Origin of the sequence: Marinoscillum furvescens DSM 4134 (assembly GCF_003386095.1) — a bacterium.
Taxonomy (GTDB): domain Bacteria; phylum Bacteroidota; class Bacteroidia; order Cytophagales; family Cyclobacteriaceae; genus Marinoscillum; species Marinoscillum furvescens.
In genome coordinates this window covers 205,936-225,159 of sequence record NZ_QREG01000002.1, presented here as the reverse complement: position 1 = coordinate 225,159, position 19,224 = coordinate 205,936, and the positions used below count along the sequence as shown (strand labels likewise).

The 19,224-nt window shown below is 43.8% G+C and carries 6 protein-coding genes; 3 read left to right on the top strand and 3 right to left on the bottom strand.

Annotated elements, in window-relative coordinates; all coding sequences use genetic code 11:
• The 3 genes from C7460_RS23605 to C7460_RS03345 all read right to left on the bottom strand — a co-directional run.
• A partial coding sequence (locus tag C7460_RS23605) for a LamG-like jellyroll fold domain-containing protein (protein ID WP_221409435.1) occupies window positions 1-8,117 on the bottom strand: 8,117 nt, incomplete at its 3' end.
• A gap of 361 nt (window positions 8,118-8,478) precedes the next feature.
• A complete protein-coding gene (locus C7460_RS03350; protein ID WP_170147866.1) occupies window positions 8,479-11,760 on the bottom strand; it encodes an FG-GAP-like repeat-containing protein in 3,282 nt (1,093 codons plus the stop codon).
• Between the two features lies 1 nt (window position 11,761).
• Window positions 11,762-13,726, bottom strand: a complete 1,965-nt coding sequence (locus C7460_RS03345) for a PorP/SprF family type IX secretion system membrane protein (protein ID WP_170147865.1) — start codon at window positions 13,724-13,726, stop codon at window positions 11,762-11,764.
• Between the two features lie 243 nt (window positions 13,727-13,969).
• Between C7460_RS03345 and C7460_RS03340 the strand changes: the two genes are divergently transcribed.
• The 3 genes from C7460_RS03340 (at window position 13,970) to C7460_RS03330 (ending at window position 19,201) form a co-directional block, all read left to right on the top strand.
• Entirely contained in the window at window positions 13,970-14,782 is an 813-nt protein-coding gene (locus C7460_RS03340; protein WP_170147864.1) for a porin family protein, read from the top strand.
• A gap of 37 nt (window positions 14,783-14,819) precedes the next feature.
• On the top strand, window positions 14,820-15,722 hold the full coding sequence (locus C7460_RS03335; RefSeq protein ID WP_115866657.1) for a histone deacetylase family protein: 903 nt from the start codon (window positions 14,820-14,822) through the stop codon (window positions 15,720-15,722).
• Between the two features lie 206 nt (window positions 15,723-15,928).
• Window positions 15,929-19,201 (top strand): cyclic nucleotide-binding domain-containing protein, encoded by a 3,273-nt coding sequence (locus C7460_RS03330; RefSeq protein WP_115866656.1) that lies wholly within the window; start codon window positions 15,929-15,931, stop codon window positions 19,199-19,201.
• Window positions 19,202-19,224: the final 23 nt, after the last annotated feature.

The window sequence follows — 19,224 nt, the reverse complement described above, 5'->3', positions numbered from 1 at the left end:
ACTACTACGGTGTAGTCATCTGAAGCCAGAGCAGTAGCGAACGTTTCCGGTCCAGCGGAAGTAACGTCTACCGAATCAGTAGCAGTAGTGAGTACTGAAGTACCGATATAGTATTTGACGTTATAGTCGCCTAATCCACCGGCCGCATTGAGTGCAGTGATTCCAGCAGCTGTAAGTGTGATGGTGCCATTGTCGGAGTTACACGAAGTGTCGTCAGAGGCTGTGATATCTCCATCCAGATCGAATGAAGTGAATGTTGTATTGATTGCATCAGTGATGGAGACAGTGATGGTGGTATCACATCCATTACCTGCAGTATTGGTTATTTGTACGGTGTATGTACCCCCAGGTACCTCAGAGAGGACGTTGTTGTTTACGGTGTATGCAGTAGCCGGAGCAGAAGTGGAGTTTCCATCGAACCAAGCGTAGGAGTAATCAGTGATTGCCCCTGCTCCAGTGAGGTTAACGGTAATCTGTCCATTGAAGGAACCATCTGCCAGGTTTTCATCACAGACGGAGTTGTTTCTGGTGTCACCGGAAGCGATTGTAGCCGGCTCAAACTCCGGTTTAGCAGGCACTTCATCGATGAATACGGTGTAAGGCTGAGTCGCACATCCTGAAGAGTTGTCGACGACCACTACGGTGTAGTCATCTGAAGCCAGAGCAGTAGCGAACGTTTCCGGTCCAGCGGAAGTAACGTCTACCGAATCAGTAGCAGTAGTGAGTACTGAAGTACCGATATAGTATTTGACGTTATAGTCGCCTAATCCACCGGCCGCATTGAGTGCAGTGATTCCAGCAGCTGTAAGTGTGATGGTGCCATTGTCGGAGTTACACGAAGTGTCGTCAGTAGCGTCCAGGTCACCAGTTAGATCGAAGTTGTTAATCGTATTGGTATACTCATCAAGAATCGTATAGGTAAACGTCGTATCACATTTTGTCGTTTGGTCTTCCACTACGACGGTATAACTGCCACCAGGCAGGTTTCTGTAGACTCCTGGAGTGGAATCATCATAATTTGTTGGCCCACTGGTACCTGTGCCATCATACCAGGCAAAGGTAAAATTCGACAGGTCTGTATTTCCATCCTGTCTGGCCACGGTGATTTGCCCAGAGTATGCTCCTGCTATATTCACATCACATACGGCGTTGTTTTGGGTTCCCGTTCCATCAACCTCAAATTGCGGGCTAGAGGTGCTGTCTGCTACTTCAATGTTGACTAGGTCAGAAGTACAGCCTGTGTAGTTGTCCGTGACGTAGAAAGAGTATGAACCTGCAGCCAGACTATCAAAGACTCCAGCTGCATTAATTTCTATAGCTCCAGATGCGCCAGTTAGATATCCTTCATAAGTATACGGATCCATGTAGAATTCAACCCCATCAATGAAGTTTCCAACACTCGTACTACCTGTAGCCGTACTAATTGCGCGATACTCAAATCGCGTGAAGTATTGACCTGTTGGGACAGTATAAGTTCCTTCATACAATTCCCATCCCGAGTTGTCTGTACCTACTCTTGTGATTTCTGAGAGTGTACCTCCTGATGGGCCTATGTAAAGCCCTAACGAGTCCACACCGCTTCTACCTCTGTGAGCAAATCTCCATATCATTTCTACGCCTGGTTGCGTGTTGAGGTCAAAGTAAAGAGCTGCTGTTTGGTTTGCATTAATTTCTGCCCACTGGTCACCTTCATAGGCTGGGTGATTTCGAGCTGTATTCGAAGAATGCCAAATTTCTATTCGATCATCTGAGGCCGTAGTAGACCATCCAGAAATATCAGATTGATCAAACGTTTTTATTCTTCCTCCATTAAAAGATTGTTGGTGATTGGTAGCCGTAGTAATATGAGGGTTTTCAAAACTGCCATTGATGTTGTTTATTTCTACAGTTTGAGGGTTAGCGAGAATGTCAGATACATCTACAGATCCTCCAGGATTGGAAGGGTCACAACTCGTCGCAGCAGAAATGACAATTTTTGTGGTGTCGATTTGAAGTGGGTCCTCCTTGTCATCATTAATGTATACAGACACTAGTTCCGAACAGCCATTTGCGTCACTTGTCACTCGAACGGTATAGTATCCATAATCTAAACCTCCCAGGTGGTAAGGTTCATCATTTACAAGAAAAGCGTTGGAGTTAGCCGGACCAGGTAGCGTATCAGATTCATTGGTGTTATTGTTGCCCATGAACCATTCAAAAGTGTAACCAGAGGTGGTGCCAGCACCATCTCCATCAGCTATAGCGCGTCCATTTCCAATATTACACCCTGTGGTAGGTTCGTCTTCGGAAGCAGTAGCAGCTGGTTTGTTTTCATTAAGGTCAATTGTTACGGATAGAGTGTCGGATGTACAACCATTCGGAGCTGTAGAAACTACTTTGTATGTTCCGTCAATAAGTCCTGAAATGCTTTCGGTACTACTGCCTGAAATGGTGCCTCCATCTGTTACTTGTACTCCACTTGAATAGTACCATTCAAATGAATACCCAGCCCCTGATGGGCTTGAGACATTACTTCCATCGAATTCTAAATCTATGATAGCTGAGCCATCATAGCTCGAAGCATTACATCCAGTGTTTGCCGTTTTACTGTTTACAGTCAAAATAGGAACAATGGATGATTTGCTAATGGTAACACTTCTTTCGATCGTACATCCGGAATTGTCGTCTGTAACTCTCAGGTAGTAAGTATTATCTCCCTCTAGTCCCGACAACTCACTTATGGAGGCGGTTTCGGTGGACGTTAGAATGTTGCTAAAATCCGAAACATCTGACCATTCGAAGGTGTGTCCTGAGGTAGTAAGTCCACCAAGGCCATCATCCACACCTGCCTCAGCAATTCCATCTGCACCGGCCCCAGCTCCGCAGCCAGATTGTGGTTGCTGTTCGCGTATGGTTACCGAAATAGCAATTACAGAATCCTTGATCGAACGAGTGATAGGGGCACTGGTACAATTCGTAGCGTTTCTAGTAGCTACAAAGGTGTACTGACCTTCATCTATTCCGTTTAAGGTGCTGCCTGTTTCTCCTGAAATCAATGAATCTGTTTCAACAATTGATCCATAGTACCAGGTAAACGTATAATTTGAATTGGCATCAGGCATTTGAGCTGAAATAGATCCATTAGCTCCAACACAATAATTATTATTTCTCGTGGTGACACTACTTACTGTAGGTATCGAGGAGTTATCGTCTACTTCTTCATCATAGTAAGAAGAGCAAGTCAGATCGTTATTGATAACTTCTATGCGGTACTGCCCATCTTCCAGACCTGTAAAGGTGTGTCCCACACTTCCGTCAGTTACTGTTACATCGCTTCCTATCTGTGTGGTGCTGTTCCAGCCATCATAGATGCGGTAGGTATATCCGCCAGTTGGTTCTGCACCGCTGCTTGAAGAAGTTACGGCAATTTGACCGGACCCAGTGCCGTCACAGCCTGCATCGCTCGTAGGTGTGGTTACAATGGCAGGGAGGTCTTCAGCAGTACCTACCGATAGTGTGGCAGGAGTAGTAATACAACTGGTGGTTCCATCTTCTGCGGTTACGGTATAAAAGCCTTGATCCAGGCTAGAAAATACTCCACTCGTATTTTGGGCTAGCTGGGTAGAGGTAGAAAACCCTTCGTACAAGGTATAAGTATAGCTGCCTGCTGGGGTGATCAGTCCGGTAAGATCTATTGTTCCATTTGGATTGCTGGCGTCACAACTAGTGTTGTTAGTCACACCTGCTACTGGACAAGTGATCGTGGCGGTTTGAAAACTGATATTCGCACCGTCTTGCTGAAGTGATCCATCATGTCCGTTTCCAGTGATGTCTGGTACAGTGGTACCTGTAGTGGTTGAGGCAATGTTATTGAAGTCATAGTACGCTACCAAGCCAGCTTCTGTACCAGTCAATTCACCGCACATTGATTGGAAAATTTCAGATTGACTAAGTGCCCGGTCGTAGAATCGGACCTCATCTAGTTCACCTCCGAATTTCTTGGAGCTTGCATTATCACGCCCTAGATACATGTTGTTTCCAGTGTCTTTAATTACCCCACTTCCTACATGAGTGGTAGAGCCAATTTCTACTGCATTGACATAGAGTTTCATCTCGCCAGTGGCTGCATCCCAGGTGCCGGTTACAAAAGCCCAGCCAGTGGCACTATATCCACTATTGATTCGTCCTCTGGAGTTATCATCCGTTCGCAATACAAAAGCGAGCCCGTTATGATTGTCAGACCAAAGTAATACCTGATCTTCTCCAGTTGCTCCGGACGAAAATGTTCGCTCGTCATTGTTGTAGTTGGTAGTGGAAAAATTGGCCCAGTAACTGATGGTAACTGCTCCTGTAATGGGGTTTCCTGTACCAAAAAGCTGTGGTAGACTCACATAGGCATCCCGATCCATTACGATGGATTCGTCTGTATCCACAGGAGTACTTGCATTGAATTCTGGTTCGCTGTAATTATTCGTAATAAGTACGGTGTCAGTATCTGTACAACCATCTTTAGTAACCCTCACTGTATAAATACCTGCGGGTAGCCCTGATGCTCGCGAATCTCCATCCGAAAGACTACTTCCTGCAATGGCACCTGGAAGTCTGTTTTCAGCTGCGGTATTGTTGCCAGAAAACCATTCAAACGTGTACCCTGAAGTGGTACCTGCACCATCACCATCTGCCACGGCTACTCCTGTGAAGGTGTCACAAGATGAGTTTTCGGCGAACTGAGAAGCTACTGGTGTCGGTTGTGTTGAATTGTCAACGATCTGGATTTTAGTGGTGTCAGAATTACAAGAAGTAGATTGACTGATTGCTCTGACAATATAGTACCCTGTGGATAGTCCAGTAACGGTTGAGGTTGTGAAGTCAGCAGTCGGTTTGATACTTTCACCAATGTACCATTCAAAGTCATACCCAGTAGTAGAGCCTCCAACAGTAGCCGAAGCACTTCCTGTGCCCCCGCAACTTGTAATATTGGTAACTGCCACATCCGGGGCGGGAGGGACTACAAGAGGGGGATCTACGTTACCCGTAGAACTGTTCGTACACCCACTTACGGTTTCTTCTACTATTACGGTATATCCGCCCCCTTCTAATTGGTCAAGCGTATCTCCAGTTCCGATTACGGATAATAAGTCTGATCCTATGTACCAGTTGAATGAATAACCGGTAGTCAAAGTGTCTGCCGGGTCTCCATTAGCTAAAGTGTCTGTATAGGCAAATGCAGTAAGGATACCATCAGGATTCACACAATTGGTCTGCCCTTGAATTTGGTAAATTCCAACTAAAAATTGAGGCTGATCATTGCGATTGATTGTAACATCTAAAGTATCCGAATAACAATTTGCTGCGATGTTGTATCCTACTACTGAATAGGTGCCTTCAGCCATGGTGTTGTATTCCATGCCACTGTGTACGACTGTAGAGAAATCAGTGCCCTCATACCAGTCATACTGATAGCCATCTGCTTCAGTAAATTTTTGAGTCACCTCTGGGGTATCTCCTGTCACTCGGATATTGTCAATACCCATGATTTCGTCATTACCGGAAGTGATGATCGTAGCTTTCAATACCAGAGTGCTTCCAGTCCCAATGTTTAGGGAAGGCGATAGATATTCAAAAGCACCATACTCGTCGGCAAAGACTAATTCTGTACCGTCAAGAATGTACGTGAAGTAAATTCTATCCCTATAGCTAGAAGAGGAATAGTCACAGTTGCTGGTGGATAATAAATCCGCACTGAGTGTAACATTGGAGAATCCGGAGATGTCAATGGATTCGGAAGTCCATGTCACGGGACCTCTTTCCCAATATGAACCCGTATCATCACCTTCAAAAGCATTGTCTGACCAATGAGTGCCTACACCGTAGAAATCAGGGGTGTAGCCTGAGGTATGGGTAGATGTCCACTGGGAGTCACCTGAGTTATCAGATTTATCACCATAAGATAGATCACCAAAGTCTTCCAGCCATATAGTTTCAGTTCCGGCAGGAATGGTCCCTTCAAAGTAAGCTTCCGCTGCACCATTGTTGGGCTTAGCATCATCACATTTGGTATTATCGGCTAGTTTGTTGAGGGTTAATGAAAATGGGGTGTAGTCCACTGGAATGTTTCCAATGTTATTGCCTGATTCACATTCCACAATTCCAGCATTTGCTCCTTCAGTGATAGGAGGGGTCCCACCATAGTCGTTGACTGAAACGTATAAATCAAATGCTCCTCCTGATCCCTCCACGTCAAGGGTAATGGTTCTTGTTTCACCCACCTCCAGATTGGACAAACTGTGGTTTACTGTATTAAGTTTTGTAGACCCAGCTACTCTTGGGTCTCCATCATAAAATGTAACGGGTAGTGTACCAGCAATATCAGTATCTCCAGTGTTCGATATGTCAAAGGTTACTTCAAATCCTGCTTGAGGACAAACAGATGCCGTAGCACTCATGTTTCCAGCAAAATTGATGTCAGGTGAGACATATGATGGACAACCTGTAGAGTCGATTATTGTGGATTGGTTCAAAAAGCCGTTGAGCGGTCTAATATCCTTAGCCGTTCCTGTGTTACAATCTACTGTGCCAAATATCCGTGTGTGGTCCTGTTGAACCTGAGGGATGGTGAGATTGTCGTTTACGTTTACATTGAAATATGCATGTTGGTTCCAAACAGAACGAGAGGGTTGCCATACTTCTCCGTCGGCTTCAAATACCCGAACGTGTGAATAACGTGTGTTGGTCCAGGTGTTGGGAGAGTCAGAGTCATCGAAAAAACACGAGACACAAATTTCACTGGCACCATCGCCATCTACATCGGCCACTACCGGGTATTCACCAGCTGTTCGTGACCTACATGTTTTCGATTGAGCGGTGTTCTGATTTCCATTACCATCGATTACGATGAGCGTGTACTCACTACGATAGATGATTTCAGAGGCACCATCGCCGTTAAAGTCGAAAAGTGTACAGCCTGTAAACCCTGATGACTGCTCTTGAATGTCAATATCCCAGATTCTGTTCCAGTTCTCATCCAATGCCCATAGCTTTTTACCTGAAACAAAAACAGCATTCATCAGACCATCATTATCAATGTCAGCAATATTGATACGGCCAGCACCCCAGTGCCAGTCATTGCTCGGTCTATATTCTGAAACGCTACTGTTTGCTACATCCCAGAAGTATACTGCTGTTTTGTTACTTCGCTCTGCAGGCAACATGATGTCCAGATTGCCATCCAAATTGTAATCTGCTGCAGAAATGGTCGCACGTTGATTGCCGTAGTAAACCACAAAGTCTATGGTGCTTCCATAGTCAGTTGAAATGTTTCGTTGACTTGTAAGAGTTCCTGCAGACAGGTTTACAGCATAAATGTTTTTACCTGTCACCAGTTCAAGACCAGCACAGTCAGCACAGTCAGAATCAGGAAGTACGTCTATAGCAAGTGCCCCGTAGGCAATATCATCTTCCCAGTCGCCACCGCCAGCTACCAATGTGGTGCCATCCAGGGCATTTTTAATTTCATCGCGGTAATAAACTTCTGGAGTTCCGTCTTGATCAAAATCAGCTAAACCTGGAGTACCCAGGCCAGATTGAGTTGCGTTGGAAGACCATTGCAATACACCTTCACAATTGTAGGCAGATATTTGAGTTCCTGATTCTGCAGTTACGAAAATCCACGCGCATTCCGAGTCGTCTACATTTCCTACTGCTGGATTGTAATGTGGTGTGAAATTGGTTCCTGAAGTATTTTCTGTGGGCTGGTTCCATACTTCTGCTCCTGTAGCTCCATCCAGTACCCATAGTCTTTGGTTGAGGTGATTGATGGTGATAACTTCGGGGATACCATTATCATCCAGATCGGCTACCATCGGGGTGCCGTAACTATCGGCAGTTTGATCAGCAGAGGACCATTGCTCTACCATCGCAAATGCAGGGGCGGTACTGGGTTCTTCAAAACATACCACCGAATTACCTACATAATGGTCATCGCAGGAAGTTGAGTTATAACATTCCGAATCGTAACAATCAACCAGTCCGTCTCCATCATTGTCAATACCATCCGCACAGTTTTCCTGTCCAAATGATAGCAATGGAGTCATTACAGTAATTATTAACAGTAGTACTCGTCCCCGAAAACTTTTCATAATTAAGCAAGAAGGTGATAAACTATCCATACATACCAATTAAATGGCTCAAGTAACCCATCTGGCAATGTACCTAAACAGGTAATAAACCCAAAGATTTAATCGATGAAGCCAATGAACGAACTAAATTACAGCATAACTATATCAATAAAAAATTGAATTATTTTAATTCATCTCTCTTAGAGAAGTGAAATCCTCTATTCGAATTGTAATAATTCCGTGATTAATTATCGGTGTCATTATGCTTCATTATGGCTGGTATCATTTAATTAAACCTTAGAATAAAAATATTTATATTTTTTCTGTTTGAAACTAATTTGGTGTCAACCCGAACAATGCACAACCTAACGGGATGAAAAACTTAGCGGGCCAACATAATGGTACCTGTAGAGCTATCCGCTCCATCATCACATTTTAAGATGTAATAGTAAACTCCTTCGGGGACTGGCGATGTGCCGTTATCAATATTGCCATTCCACACACAATTGTCTACAAATGGAGCTTCAGCTTTCAGTACATGACTACCTTTTTGATCAAGGATAAAGATTGTGCATCCAGTGAGGCTTTCGGAATTTAATATTTCCCAACATTCATAGCCAATACCATCTCCATTTGGCGAGAAGGATTTTCTCGGTATTAAACCCGGTGATACAATTGTAATTTGTGAGGTGTTAGTACATCCCTCGGTATCAGTACCAGTTACTGTGACCGTCGTGTATTGGCTTCTTGGATATACATCGATCATTTCTCCACTGGTGGAGCTTATCACTTCTTCAGGTGACCAGGTAAAGTCGGTTCCATTAGAAACTTGCAAAGTCACCTCGGCCGTACGATCATCAAGTGTAATGGTATCGTTTACTATTTGAGCATCAGGCGATGAAAAAGTAAACCCAGCATTGGCCAGGTTGGACACAGTAATCACAGTGGCGTCTACCACGCAGCCAAGGTCTGTGGTCACATCTATGGTCACATCTGTGGAGCTGGACTTTGGAGCCGTACCTATTTTAGCCGAATTGGTGGTGCTGACTACATCCCCATCTACCGTCCACTCGTAAGCCAGGTAGTTTGTAGGCAAAGAAAGGGTCAGAGAATCTTCCGGACATTTTTGAGTTGTGGATGGGTCAGGAGTGAGTGCTGCAGCTATTTCGTCGTTGGAAGGTAAGGCTGCGATTTCTACAGTTTTTTGGGTCGTGCTTTCACAGCTGTTGACATTACTATATCCAGTAGTGAGAGTCACGGTGTATGAGCCATCTGTAGTGTACGTATGATTAGCTGTTTCTGTGTCAGCAGTATTGCCATCTCCAAAGTCCCAGGAATAAGTGAGCTCACCATTCGGATCACTTGTGCTGCCACTGCCATCAAAACTTATTTCTGCATTGACACAGATTTCATCTTCGGAGGCAATATTTCCAACAGGTAGTTCCACGGCTGTAAGCGCAATTGCCCCACTCGTTTTGCTACAACTTGTAGCGTTACTGGTCAATGTGACGGTATAAGACCCGCTAGCATTGGCCGTAAAGGTATTCGCGGTTTCGCCTGTTAGGTCAGTACCATCTTTATGCCACTGATAGCTGTAGCCATCATAGTCGGGCACTATCAGGTTTATCGTACTATTTGCACAAAATGTAGTAGACGCTGAACTTGCAATTACTACTGATGGTGGTTCGTCTATGGCAACGGTAAGTGCGGGACTTTCTGCACTGGTACAGCTTCCTGATGTAAAAGTTCGTACGGTGTAGTTTCCTGCATCTGCAGACGATACATCACTAAACTCGAGCGTATTTGTAGTAGTGGTTATCTGGTCACCAGAAGGAGTTACCCAGTAGTATTCGTCAGCAGTAGCGGTAGAGGCCGTAAGTGTGAAGCTGTCTCCAGAGCAGATGGTTCCGGAGGCAGAATTGGAGATGGATGGAGTGGGAGGGGGCGTCCCTCCGGTTAGGCTAAATACCTGAGAAGATGCCTCAGAACATGAGCCATCATTGGCTGCAGTAGTGACCTGAACAGTGGCGGTCTCACCACTAGTAACGGTAACCTGTACTTCCTGACCACTTCCCGTTATGTTGCCATTGCCAGATGTGATGGCCCACGAATAGGTAGCATTTCTGGTGTTGGTGGCACGTAAAGTAATGGGTTCGTTTAGGCAAAACGTCAAATCCTCAGGGAGTATTTTTGACACTGTACAGTTTTGGTTGAGCATCACCAGCAGTGACCCTGTGGCTGTTTCTCCAGTGTTGTTGGTGGTAATAACGTCCGGTTTGGCATCTCCATCTATATCTGCTAACTCAATGTTGCGGTTATCTGGAGTAGCACTAAATGTAGAAGAGGTGAAGGCTATAGAGCCATTGCTGGTAGTGTTTTCTAGCACGTAGATGTCTGCCGAAAGTGTCGCCACAGACAGGTCTACCTTGCCATCACCATTCAGATCTCCACTGGCCACAGACCATGGTCGTTGTACAGATAATGTGGTGGGGCTGTTGTCAAAAGTGATTTCTATACCTGATGTAGTGTTCTCGAAAATGTCTACATCGTTTTTAAGGTTGTTGGTGGTGATGATTTCTGGTTTGAAATCACCATCTATATCTACTAGAGAGACATTTGTTCGTTGATTGGAATCGTTTATAGTACTTGCCTGAATAAAATTAAAACTTCCGGGAGAGCTTTGATTTCGAATGACAAAAACGGATGAATTCGGGATGTTTAGTGCTACAGCCGCAATGTCTGGTAAACCATCATTGTTCAGGTCACCAATTTCTATGGATGCGGCATTGTCAGCACCTGAAACGGTAATTGATTCAGGGCTTGATGCAAAGGATAAAGTGCCTCCTGTGGTCGTGTTTTGATAGATAAATATAGAGTTGTCGTTTTCAGATCCAATGATGAGGTCACTTTTCCCATCCAGGTCCATATCTGCTATTTTGATTTTACGTGGGTTTCGTGGCACCGATGCGGAAAGATTGGGCAATCTAAATTCCAGTACCTTGGTAAACGATATGCCTGCTGTACCATTGTTTTGATACACCTTCACATGTTGTGGAGCACTTCCTGAAAAGGAGGTAGCCACCAGGTCAGGGAGCCCATCTCCGTTAAGGTCGCCACATTCTACGCTAATAGTAGGAGATACATTGTCTAGCGAACTTTTACTAAATGAGGCCTGATTACCAAAGGTGGTCAGGTTGTTGAAGATGCTGATATTTCTGTTGTTGAAGTTGGCAACGGCGGCATCTAATTTACCATTGTCATTAAAATCACAAACACAAACGTCGTAGGTTCCCTGCTCACTTGTGGTAGTACTTCTTTTTACAAATTTGCTGGCGTCTAGCGCATCACCAGAGTAACTAAGCATGAAAGGCTGTCCAGAAGCTCCTGCTAGACCATTGGAGGTGTTGACAACTCTAACAGGACCGAAGGTGGCTGTATTCGTTACGGTTACCTGCAGCTGGTTTTCTGCTGCAGAGGTAACGGTTGCCTTACCATTTCCAAAAAAGACAGAAACATTTGCCACATTGGTGGGAAAGTTAGCTCCATTGATGAAGATAGTTTCATCTACGGTAGCACTGTATTTGTCCAGACTCACCACTATTGGTTTTTGCGCTAGCGCTATACTGAACAATCCCAGGAATAATGCTGAATAGATATATTTCATGTTATTCATTCACCTTTAGTACCCACACATCGGAGAGGCCACTTCTATTTCTAATTCTGTTTTTCTCGCTATTGGCTTTCGAAAGACTATCTGACTGATATATGACAACATAGTAATAGCCTCTGGCAGTAAGGAAGCCCACTTTGGTGTCGTGGAAGCCTCTTTGAAACAGGCGGTCACTTTCGTCTTCGGCATTTTCAAAACTTTCGAACACACCTGCCACTACATAATTACCTGCAGGAAGTTCCAGCATATGTCCTCCGCGTCTCACTTCTAGATGCTCATCAGATTCTACTAATTCTTCAGGCGTTCTAAAGTCATCAGTAAGCGATACGTCACCCTTGGCTTCTTCCTCATCACGGGTTTCTTGTTGTGGCTTTTCTTCCGCTATTACTTCTGCAGGTTCTTCTATTGCCTCTGCAGGTTTTTCTTCTACAGGCTCAGGCTCCTGAATCACTGGCTCCTGTGCTTGTTCTGGCTCTGTTTCGGCGGGTTCTTCAGCTACAGGGTCTGCTGTGATTCGTATTTTGGCATCTTTTAGCTCTTTAGCCACCGCTGGATTGTGATCTATAGTCTCAGCTTCTGATTCCGTGAGGATTTCATCCCATATAATCAGTGTTTCTTTTTCGCCTCCATCGATGGTGCGTACCCATTTGATCCCTGCTTCTTTGGTGCCATCTGGCTTGGTTCTGATCAGTGGCTCCTCGTCCGGGTTAGCGATTTCATACACTTCTTCTGTAGCTCCGGGAGGTGGAGGTGGTAGCCAGCTGAAGACTACTTCTTTTTCTCCTTTTTCGTTTACCCGATCAAACTTTATACCGCGTTCTTTTTCACCAAACTTATTGATTCGTACCACGGGCTCATTTTCTTGCTCGTAGTTCCAGTTGGTTGCTTTTTTGGTTTCGTCAACAGGTTTGGCTCCACCTAGCAGACTACCCAGATCGTCCTCATCAGTTTCTTGCGCTGCTTGTCGGCTTCTTTGAAGAGCTTGTAGCTGCTTTTGGCGCTCCAACTCCGCCTCGCGTGCTCGCTGCTCAGCAGATTTACGGTGCGATTTGATAAAAGAAGATACGTGTTCGGCATGTTCTTTCCGTGTTCCAAGGTGGTAGCCAATGTGGATTTCATGCGAAGGGCCAGCGAGCGAAGCGGTAGTGGGGTTCCCGTACTGATAAGCATATCCGACCCCAATTTTCTCCATAAATTTTGCTCCCAAAAGCCCTACAAACCCTGCATCCTGACGGTATCCACCGCCTACCCACACGATGTGAAGCAAGTGAAGAATTACGGTTGCCTCGAGCTGGTCAGGTAGGTGTTTGTTGTATCTGTATAGCAAGTGCGGCTCTATAGCCATGTCATCGCCCAGGTGTCCACGGTAGTTCATTTTGAGCAACACATGGTTTTGAGGTTTGAAACTAAACTCTGGAGATGTTTCTGCTGTGTAAAATTCGTTTTCAAAAAGCTTAGGCAATGCCAATCCCACATTGAAGTGTCCAAAGTGGTAGGCCATACCTACATCACCTATCAGAAAGGAACTGTTGTTGAGGTCAAGGAAAGCCAGATCGTTTGGTTCCACTCTGTCAAAGTCAATGGAGTTGGTTCCGGCACCCAAAGACATTCCAAATCTAAAGAAGTGCTCTCGGTCTATGCTGATCAGGTATCCTGCGGTGACTTTTCCACCACTTTGTTGATAGGCACCTGTTTGCTCGCTGTAAGCCATCACGCCAAATGAAAGACCACCTTTGAGCGGTACGTGAAAGTTGGCATTGTACGTGGTGGGAGCCCCGTCAATGTTCATCCAGTCTTTTTTATAGGTTGCAAAAATCACTGAATGCCCCTCTACACCTGCAAATGCCGGATTGTAGATATAGGGGTTCATGAAAAATTGATTGTAAACCTTCGGGACCTGTTGAGCTGAAACCGACAATGGCAGCCAACCAACCAAAAGTATCCAAAGAAATTGTCTCATACACCTAACGTACATTGTTTGACGATGATCTGGATGACCAGCCTTGATACAGACAAGTTCCAAATCTATTAATAAGGCTAAAATATTAAATAATTGTGGGATTTGTTTTAAAAGATGTTGTGAAAACCATAATTGCACTGGATAGATTGAATTGGATTCAATTTGGATTTTTTGGTGTTTTGCCTTTGAATCTGCTTCTAGTTCTTCGTATTATTACATTCTATACATGACTATCTAATGGTAATGAGACTAAAACTCCTGATCATTTTATTTGGGTTATTCGCAGGGTGGAGTGCCTCAGCGCAATATTGGTTTGGACCAAAAGGAGGGGCCAATTACAATATTTTTAAGTATCAGGATGATGATTACCTGGATTCTTTTCGTGTGGATCCTACTTACAGCTTTGAGGTAGGTGCCGTGATGATCTATCAGGCTACCGAACGGTTTTCTGTACAGGGAGAACTTTTTTATGAACGTGCCAGAAAAGAACTTAACGGGGATCGTAACTCTACTGTAAATGTGAGAAGCTCTACAGCCAACTCATTTATCTCTGCACCAGTTTTATTTCGAATCAGCTTTGGGCGTGAGCCGGTGCATTACTATTTGAGTGGTGGGCCAAAAGTACGCTACTGGCTTGGTGGAAGTGGTCATGTCAATCTTGATGATTTTGATGAATTCGGTCTGGAGCAGCCAAGGTGGTCTAAGCTGGTTTTTGATCAGAGCAAGTCGAAAATGTCTGACAATATTTACGCGGTGCCTGATGCCAATCGATTGCAGTTTGCACTGGTTTTGGGTGGAGGTGCTTACTTAGATTTGCGGTTTGGCGGCAGGCTCTTGATGGATTTAAAATACACTTTTGGTCATTCGAACATGGGCTTTGATGATAACCCTGATTTCGAGTTTGGAGGTACAGGGTACAAAGAGCTGTTTTCTTATCGTAACCATACGATATCTGCTACACTTGCTTATCTGTTCGAATACGATGTGAAGCTCCAGAGCAAAGGTATGAGTACGATAAAGGAGTCTAATAAAACGCGAAGAAAGAAAAAGAAATAATTGCTAGACACTTTTCTTAGATTTTGGTTGACTTCTTATGCTGAAAATAGCGTGGGCTAAAAACTACAACCATCCACTGCCACCAAATCATCGGTTTCCGATGATAAAGTATGATTTGCTTCGCGAGCAGCTACTCTACGAAGGCACAGTTGCAGAAGAGAATTTTTTCACACCAGAGCTTATCGACCGTCAGGTAGTATTGGCCACTCATAATGAGGACTATGTGGAAAAATTACACCAATTACGCCTATCCAGGTCTGAAGTACGCCGTACAGGTTTCCCACTTTCTTATTCGCTAGTAGAGCGAGAGCTGCTGATTACCAGTGGTACGGTTAGATGCACTCAGTTCGCATTGGATTACGGCATATCTATGAATATTGCCGGTGGGACACATCATGCATTTACTGATCGGGGTGAAGGTTTTTGCTTGCTTAACGATCAAGCTGTGGCGGCAAACTACCTGCTGGCGAACAGGTTAGCTTCTAAAATTTTGATTATTGACCTGGACGTGCATCAGGGAAATGGTACGGCAGAGATATTCGGAAAAGAACCCAATGTGTTTACCTTCAGTATGCATGGTGTTAATAATTATCCCTTACATAAAGAAAAATCTGATTTAGATGTTGAGCTAAATGATGGAACCACAGATGATGAATACCTTTTCATCTTGCAGAAACATTTGAAAATATTACTAAAAAGATTGACTCCTGATTTTGTGTTTTTCCAATCTGGAGTAGATGTGTTGTCATCGGACAAGCTTGGTCGGTTGGGGTTGACCTTAAATGGATGCAAACAGCGAGATTATTTTGTATTGGATACGTTGCAAAAAGCAGGAATTCCTGTAGTAGTAACCATGGGAGGGGGGTATTCGAGTAAGCTAAGCCATATTATAGAAGCGCATGCTAATACCTACCGGGCAGCTCAAGAACTATTTTTTTAGTGATTGGTGGTTAACTATTTAGGGTAGGAGGCCTCACCTAAATATGGTATTCTTTGTATTTTCCGAAGGTAAAGCACTCTCTTTCCGGTGAATCTCATTACTTTTACTTAACCAGCCCTAGACAAGGAACCTATTCTTTGAACAGATATAGGTTGAATACCATTATTTTTATCGGTATTTTTAAAAAGAGATAAAACTGGGCAATTGTGATTAAATCGTTTTTAGCATTCCTTGGAGGGGAACCCGGAGAGGAAAAACCCATGTTGCTTTTGTTAGGTATGGGCTTCTTTATGGGGATTTTCCTCGCTACCTATCAGGTAGGGTCTGAGTCGTTATTTTTGGACGTACTCGGGGAACCATACCTTGATGTTGCCTTCTTTGCTGCAGGAGGAGCAGGTATAATATCTACGCTGCTTTTTGTCTACCTACAAAAGCGTGTGAATTACTCAACGCTCATTGTCACCAATTTGTTTTTGATATTCCTGTTTATGGCAGGTATGCGGGCAGCTTTTGAGCTGACCAACTACGATAGCGATGCTGGAGGATTTCAGATTTTGCCATTCACAATGTTTGTGATGATTGGGCCCATTAGTGCGATTACTCTTTTAGGGTTTTGGGGGTTGTTTGGACGTATGTTTGACCTGAGGGCATCCAAACGTATCATAGGCGGAATAGATACTGGTGCACTTACGGCTACAATCATTGCTTTTTTCTCCATTCCGTTTATTACCCAGCTTCCATTTATTGATGACACCTATGATCTGCTTTTTGTTTCAGCTATTTCGTCGTTTGGTGTGCTGTTTTTTACCATTTGGATCATCAAAGATTTTAATGTAGACAAGGCTACAAAGCAGGAAAAAACCGATACTGAAAAACCCAAAGAAGTGAGCTTCTTTGACCTGATGAAGGACCCATACCTTCGAATGCTATCGCTGTTTTTGATTTTTTCGATGGGGGCAAGTGTATTTGTGGATTATACTTTCTATTCGGCCACAGAGATCATGTATCCCGACGAAGACGAATTGACAAATTTCTTGTCATTCTTTAGTGGGACAGTGATGATCATGAGTTTTCTGATCCAAAGTTTTGTCAATGATATCATTATTGGAAGGTTCGGTCTGAAAGTAGCCTTGATGACTATGCCTTTGATTTTGATACTCTTTACAGTAGGGGGCATTATTTCTGGGCATATTTTCGGATATGAAATCAAAACAGAAGAGTTTATTCTGTTTTTTATGTTTACCGCCTGTGCCAAAGCCTTTACCGCTTCCCTAAAAGATGCTTTGGAAAGTCCAGCCTTTAAACTTTTCTTCCTTCCTATTGACATCAAAATCCGCTTCGATATTCAAACGCGAATAGAAGGGGTTATCAATGAGTTGGCCACATTGGTGGCAGGTGCTGCTCAGATAGGTCTCGGGTTGTTGGTGTTTTTTGAACTTATTCACTTTTCTTACTTTGTCTTAGGGCTCGCAGGAATGGTCGTTTTCCTATCTGGAAAGCTATTTAATCAGTACAAGGTTACGCTTAAAAAGACTTTGGAAGATCAGAAGCGACTACTGAAGGGAGAGGGTAAACGCAACGAGCACAATACTACTCGTGTGATAAAAGCTGAAATAGAGTCATCTGATCCTGAAAAAATCATCAATGGCCTACGTATTCTGGAGCGCTTAGAGCCAATTCAGTTTGAGTTTACATTACTAGACCTGTTGGGCAGCCGGCATGGGCGCATTCGTGAGTATGCCTATAAAAAACTGGATGAATACCTGGTATTTGAAGCACTGGATATCATCAAGAAAGAACTAAAAACCGAAGGGAATGAGGCGGTGTTAGCTGTTGCAAACCAGTGTGTTGCTAATCTGGAAGAAGCAGCCAACTTTAAGCTAAATGATACGAGTATACGGCAGCTAATCCGCTCTACGGAGTACAAAAATCGTATTAAAGGCGCCAGATTACTGGTAAAGTCTGTCGAGGATAAGCACCTGCCGTACATGTTGGAGCTTCTTAGAGATATCAACCCAGAGGTGAGAATAGCAGCTATGACGGCTGCCGGTAAAATGAAGCGCCCTGAAATATGGCCAATTCTTGTAGAGAACTTACACTTGGCGACATATGGAAATGCAGCCATGTCTGCACTCACGCATTCAGGAGAGAGTGGCTTTCATACTATTGATACTTCTTTTTACAAAACAGGGCAGTACAAAGAGACCATGCTCAGAATTGTTCAGTTGCTGGGTCGTGTAGGAGGTAGGTCTGCCACTGACTTGCTGTGGAAAAAAATCGATTTTCCGGATAAACGAATCGTATCTGAAATTTTGCTGTCGTTGAGTTACATAGGCTTTGAAGCACGTGATTTTCAGGCTGCCCGAATTAAAATCGCCGTAGAATCCGAAATAGGGGATATCGCCTGGAACATCAAAGCACTACTAGACATACCCGAGGAGGATGATGTAGATGTAATGATTCGGGAGGCATTTAGAGAAGAGGATAAGAAAAATTACGATAACATCTTTATGCTCTTGAGCATGATTTATGATCCTCAAAGTGTAATGCTTGTTCGCGAGAATATAGAAGATGGTACCACCGACAGTATCACGTTTGCCGTGGAAATGCTGGATATATTTATAGAAGAGGAGTTGAAGCCCAAACTAATACCAGTACTGGACGAGCTAAAAGTGGATGAACGATTGGCCAAGCTTCAAAATTTCTTCCCTCCTGAGCATTTTGAATCTTACTATGATTTGCTGCTGCAAATCATCAACAGGGATTATAATAGAATAAATCGCTATACCAAAGCCCTGGCTTTTTATAAGATCAGTAGAATGCCCGAAAGTAAGGTGACTGCAGATTTGATTGCCAATTTGTTTAACCCAGACCCATTGCTGTTACAGACTGCAGCATTTACCATATACTCTATAGATCAAGCGGCCTATCACCAACACACCAAACGCCTTAAGCCAAATGTGAAGAAAGAGTTGGATAAGGCAATAGTTCCTCCGGTATTTAGAGGTGAGAATGAAGACTATCATCATAAACTGTTGTTGATTCAGCGCGTGTTGATTTTGAAAGAAATCAAAGAGTTTAAGCGTATATCTGGTGAGCTTATAACCTACATAGCAGAGCAACTAGATGAAATTCGAGTGCCAGAGGGGACTACCCTGATAGAGCAGGGAGAAACAGGTAATGCTCCTATGTACATTGTGGTGGAAGGTGCAGTAGATGTATATCAAAAAGACACCTTAATATTAGAAAAAAACAGATGTGATTTGATTGGCCATGAGTTGGTTTTAGAGTCGTCATCTTTTGATTATACAGCGCTAGCCAGAGGTACATGTACACTATTGGTATTGAGGAAAGAAGAGCTATTAGATTTGATGTCTAAACACATCGAAATCGTAGAGTCCTACCTCGATATTCTGAATAGAAGAGAGTTTGATCAGGAAGAAGAGGAAGAAATTGCAGATATCCTTCTGAGCGTTTAGAAATTAGAATTACTGCCTAACCA

Excerpts from the sequence above, each read along its gene's own strand:
- C7460_RS03350 (WP_170147866.1), bottom strand. The coding sequence starts at position 11,760 with ATGAAATATATCTATTCAGCATTATTCCTGGGATTGTTCAGTATAGCG.
- C7460_RS03345 (WP_170147865.1), bottom strand. The coding sequence starts at position 13,726 with ATGAGACAATTTCTTTGGATACTTTTGGTTGGTTGGCTGCCATTGTCG.
- C7460_RS03340 (WP_170147864.1), top strand. The coding sequence starts at position 13,970 with ATGAGACTAAAACTCCTGATCATTTTATTTGGGTTATTCGCAGGGTGG.
- C7460_RS03335 (WP_115866657.1), top strand. The coding sequence starts at position 14,820 with ATGCTGAAAATAGCGTGGGCTAAAAACTACAACCATCCACTGCCACCA.